We start from the raw sequence: 4923 nt of genomic DNA, 5'->3' as shown, positions 1-4923 counted from the left end.
CCGCTCGACCGAATATTCCAAGGCCGCCACCCGCGGCGACTGGTCCGCCACCTGGAGCCGCTTCGACGACCGCCAGAAGGCGCGGGAGAGCCTGTTCCCGGGGCATGAGGCGGACGCCGCCGAGTAGACCCGCGGCACTGCGAGGGGCTAGCATCCGGGCATCGCCCCGCCCTTCCGCCCTCCAGGGACCCCGCGCCATGAAGATCGAACCCAGGATCGCCGCCTGGCATGACGAGCTGACCCATATCCGACGCGACATCCACGCCCATCCCGAGCTCGGGTTCGAGGAGGAGCGGACGTCGGCGATCGTCGCGGCCAAGCTCCGCGAGTATGGCTGCGAGGTGACGACCGGCATCGCCAGGACCGGCGTCGTCGGCACCATCCGGGTCGGCAACAGCCCGAACTCGATCGGGCTCCGCGCCGACATGGACTGCCTGCCGATGCAGGAGACCAACACCTTCGCCCATGCCTCGAAGTTCAAGGGCCGGATGCACGGCTGCGGCCATGACGGCCACACCACCATGCTGCTGGGTGCGGCCAAGTACCTGGCCGAGACACGCAAGTTCCAGGGCACCGTCCACCTGATCTTCCAGCCCGCCGAGGAAGGCCAGGGCGGAGGCCGCGTCATGGTCGAGGAGGGCCTGTTCGACAAGTTCCCCTGCGACGCCGTCTTCGCCATGCACAACTGGCCGGTGCTGGAGGCGGGCAAGTTCCAGATCCGGCCCGGCCCGATGCTGGCCGGCGGGATGCGCTTCGACATCACGGTCAAGGGCCAGGGCACCCACGGCGCCAAGCCCGAGACCGGCATCGACCCCGTCATCACCGCCGCCCACATCGCGACCGCCGCCCAGAGCATCGTCTCGCGCACGATCAGCCCGCACGACCCGGTGGTGCTGTCGGTGACCCAGATCCACGCCGGCGACGCCTACAACGTCATCCCCGAGACCGCCGTGCTGCGCGGCACCATCCGCTGCTTCACCGAGGAGGCACGCGAGAAGGTCCGCGCCACTTTCACCCGCATCGCGCGGGAGATGGCGGCCGCCTTCGGCGCCGAGGTCGCGGTCGACATCAAGGACGGCTATCCGCCGCTGGTGAATGACGAGACGGAGGCGGGCTTCCTCGCCGACGTCGCGACCGAGATCGTCGGCGCCGACAATGTCGAGCGCAACGGCCCCCGCATCATGGGCTCGGAGGACTTCTCCTACATGCTGCAGCGGGTGCCGGGCGCCTTCGTCATGCTGGGCCAGGGCGGCGGCACGCATGGGTCGGGCCACACCTCGTGCGAGGTCCACAATCCGGGCTACGACTTCAACGACGCGGTGCTGCCGCTGGGCGCCACCCTCTTCGCCCGCCTGGTGGAGCGGAAGCTCGGCAGCGAAACCGCGGCCTGACGGAAGGCATCGCCCATGAACATCGAGCCCCGCATCGCCGCCATCCACCAGGACATGATCCGCTGGCGGCGCGACATCCACGCCCATCCCGAACTGGGCTTCGAGGAGGAACGCACGGCCGCCATCGTCGCCGAGAAGCTGCGCGAGTTCGGCTGCGAGGTAACGACCGGCATCGCCAAGACGGGCGTCGTCGGCACCATCCGGGTCGGCAACAGCCCGGCGTCGGTGGGCCTGCGCGCCGACATGGACTGCCTGCCGATGCAGGAGACCAACACCTTCGCGCACGCCTCGAAGCATCCCGGCCGGATGCACGCCTGCGGCCATGACGGCCACACGACGATGCTGCTGGGCGCGGCCAAGTACCTGGCGGAGACGCGCAACTTCCAGGGCACCGTCCACCTGATCTTCCAGCCGGCCGAGGAAGGCGGCGGCGGCGGCCGGGTCATGGTCGAGGAAGGGCTGTTTCAGAAGTTCCCCTGCGACGCCATCTTCGCCATGCACAACCGACCGAGCCTGCCGGTCGGCCAGTTCGCGATCCGGCCCGGCCCGATGCTGGCCGGCGGCTGCCGCTTCGAGATCCGCATCAAGGGCAAGGGCGCGCACGGCGCCCGCCCGGAGACGGGCATCGACCCGGTGCTGGTGGCGGCCCACATCGTCGGCGCCGCCCAGACGATCGTCTCGCGCACGACCAGCCCGCACGAGCCGGTCGTCGTCAGCTTCACCCAGATCCATGCCGGCGACGCCTACAACGTCATCCCGGAGCGCGCCGTCCTGCGCGGCACCATCCGCTGCTACAGCAACGCCGTGCGCGAGCAGGTAACGACGGCGCTCGCCCGCGTCGCCCGCGAGGTCGCGGCCGCCTTCGGCGCCGAGGCCGAGCCCGACATCCGCCCCGGCTATCCGCCGCTGGTCAACGACGCGAAGGAGGCCGCCTTCATGGCCGACGTCGCCGTCAGCTTGGTCGGGGAGGAGAACGTGCAGCGCAACGGCCCGCGCGTCATGGGCTCGGAGGACTTCTCCTACATGCTGGAGGCGGTGCCCGGCGCCTTCATCCTGTCGGGCCAGGGCGGTGGCCACAGCGGCACCCTCGGTGGCTGCGAACTGCACAACCCCGGCTACGACTTCAACGACGACCTGCTGCCGCTCGGCGCCACCCTCTTCGCCCGCGTCGTCGAAGCCAAGCTCGCGCCCAAGAGCGCCTGAAGGATCCCGGCCCCATGAAGATCGATCCGCTGATCCAGTCCTGGCATGCGGAGATGACCGCGGTCCGCCGCGACATCCACGCCCATCCCGAACTGGGGTTCGAGGAGGAACGCACCTCCGCCATCGTCGCCGACAAGCTGCGCGAGTATGGCTGCGAGGTGACGACCGGCATCGCCAAGACCGGCATCGTCGGCACCATCCGCGTCGGCAACAGCCCGAACTCGATCGGCCTGCGCGCCGACATGGACGCGCTGCCGATGGAGGAGACCAACACCTTCGCCCATCGCTCGCGCCACAAGGGCAAGATGCACGGCTGCGGCCATGACGGCCACACCACCATGCTGCTGACGGCCGCCCGCTACCTGTCCGAGACCCGCAAGTTCCAGGGCACGGTCCACTTCATCTTCCAGCCGGCCGAGGAAGGGCCGGGCGGCGGAAGGGTTATGGTCGAGGAGGGGCTGTTTCAAAAGTTCCCCTGCGACGCCGTCTTCGGGATGCACAACCGGCCGAGCCTGCCGGTGGGCAAGTTCCAGATCCGGTCGGGCCCGATGATGGCCGGTGCCGGCAGCTTCGACATCACGATCAAGGGCAAGGGCACGCACGGGGCGCGGCCGGAATCGGGCATCGACCCGGTCGTCGTCGCCTCCCATATCGTCACCGCCGCCCAGACCATCCGCTCGCGGACGCTGTCGCCGCACGATCCGGCCGTCCTCAGCATCACCCAGGTCCATGCCGGCGACGCCTACAACGTCATCCCCGAGACGGCCGTGCTGCGCGGCACCATCCGCGCCTTCCGGCAGGAGGTGATGGACGCACAGATGCAGGGGTTGGCGCGGATCGCGAGCCAGGTGGCGGCGGCCTACGGCGCCACCGCCCATTGCGACATCCGCCAGGGCTACCCGCCGCTGGTCAACCACCCGGAGGAGGCCGCCTTCATCGCCGACGTCGCCGCGTCGCTGGTCGGCGAGGAGAACGTCAACCGCAACGGCGCGCTCGTCATGGGATCGGAGGATTTCTCCTACATGCTGAACGCCGTGCCGGGCGCCTTCATCCTGACCGGCCAGGGCGGATCGGGCGACCATGGCGGGAGCTGCGAGGTCCACAACCCGGGCTACGACTTCAACGACGAGGTGCTGCCGCTGGGCGCCACGCTGTTCGCCCGCCTGGTCGAGGCGAAGCTCGGCACCGCCGCATCCTGACGGCAACAGTAAGGGAGAGACCGATGGGCAAGGATATCGAACTGACCGCCAGGGACGGCCACAGGCTCGCCGCCTACCGCGCCGACCCGGCCGGCCGCCCCAGGGCCGGCATGGTCGTCATCCAGGAGATCTTCGGCGTCAACCACCATATCCGCAACGTCACCGACCGCTACGCGGCGGCCGGCTATGCGGCGGTGGCGCCGGCGATCTTCGACCGCGTCGAGCGCGGCGTCTCGCTCGGCTACGAGGCCGCCGACATCGCGGCCGGGCGCGACATCCGTGCCAAGACCGACTGGGACGCGGTCGTCGCCGACATCGCGGCCGCGGTGGCGCTGCTCGCCGGCGAGGGGCTGAAGGTCGGCACGGTGGGCTTCTGCTGGGGCGGCTCCGTCTCGTACCTGGCGGCGGCACGGCTGCCGGTCCAGGCGTCCGTCGGCTACTATGGCGGCCAGATCGTGCCCTTCCTGGGCGAGGCGCCGAAGGCGCCGACGATGCTGCATTTCGGCGATCGCGACGGCGGCATCCCGCTGGCCGACGTGCTGAAGATCGCCCGCGCCCATCCCGGCGTCGAGATCCATATCTACCCGGCCGGCCACGGCTTCGCCTGCGACGAGCGCAAGGACTTCACGCCGGCCTGCGCCGACCAGGCATGGGAGCGCACCCAGGCCTTCTTCGCGCACCATCTCGGCTGACCCGGCGCCGGGGCCGGTCCCCGAAACGAAGAACGGCCGGGGCGAGCCCCGGCCGTTCCGCGTTTCCGGATGCGGCGTCGTCTCAGATGATGACGAAGTCGCCCGAGTTGTTGCCGGCCGGACCCTCGTTGAACTGGGCCAGCTGGTTGACCGCCGTGATGTTGTTGAAGGTGGCGATCAGCACGGCGTTCGAGGTCGAGACCATCGAGGTGTCGAACCAGATCTCGCCGCGGTTGGTGCTCGAATTGAAGAAGATGTAGAAGCCCGGCTTGTCCGTGTCCGCGGCACCGACCGAGAGGAAGGTGTCGAACTCGGAGATGCCGGAGTAGCTGTCGCCGGTCGAGATCAGCAGGTTGTCGTTGGCGGTCGCGGCGTCGCCGGCCGTGCCCTTGTACCCGTCGATCGCCGAGACGTCGGAGAAGGCGTTGCCGTTGAACG

5 protein-coding genes are annotated in these 4923 nt (G+C 69.7%); 4 read left to right on the top strand and 1 reads right to left on the bottom strand.

Annotated elements, in window-relative coordinates; all coding sequences use genetic code 11:
- Positions 1-197: 197 nt before the first annotated feature.
- From ACE3Q3_RS22840 to ACE3Q3_RS22825, 4 genes are read left to right on the top strand one after another with little or no spacing between them, the layout of a single operon-like run.
- The gene (locus ACE3Q3_RS22840) at positions 198-1391 is read left to right on the top strand and encodes a M20 aminoacylase family protein (RefSeq protein WP_374449914.1); all 1194 of its coding nucleotides are present in this window, start codon (positions 198-200) and stop codon (positions 1389-1391) included.
- 15 nt (positions 1392-1406) lie between these two features.
- Positions 1407-2594 (top strand): M20 aminoacylase family protein, encoded by a 1188-nt coding sequence (locus ACE3Q3_RS22835; RefSeq protein ID WP_374449912.1) that lies wholly within the window; start codon positions 1407-1409, stop codon positions 2592-2594.
- 14 nt (positions 2595-2608) lie between these two features.
- Positions 2609-3793, top strand: a complete 1185-nt coding sequence (locus ACE3Q3_RS22830; protein ID WP_374449910.1) for a M20 aminoacylase family protein — start codon at positions 2609-2611, stop codon at positions 3791-3793.
- A 23-nt stretch (positions 3794-3816) separates the two neighbouring features.
- A complete protein-coding gene (locus ACE3Q3_RS22825; protein ID WP_374449908.1) occupies positions 3817-4485 on the top strand; it encodes a dienelactone hydrolase family protein in 669 nt (222 codons plus the stop codon).
- Positions 4486-4567: 82 nt separating this feature from the next.
- On the opposite strand, the gene ACE3Q3_RS22820 is transcribed toward ACE3Q3_RS22825, so the two are convergent.
- Positions 4568-4923: hypothetical protein (locus tag ACE3Q3_RS22820; RefSeq protein ID WP_374449906.1), on the bottom strand; the 356-nt coding region annotated here is incomplete at its 5' end.

It is taken from the genome of Allostella sp., from assembly GCF_041913585.1.
Taxonomy (GTDB): domain Bacteria; phylum Pseudomonadota; class Alphaproteobacteria; order ATCC43930; family Allostellaceae; genus Allostella.
The sequence above is the reverse complement of the archived record's forward strand: the minus strand, read 5'-3'. Positions and strand labels throughout refer to the sequence as shown.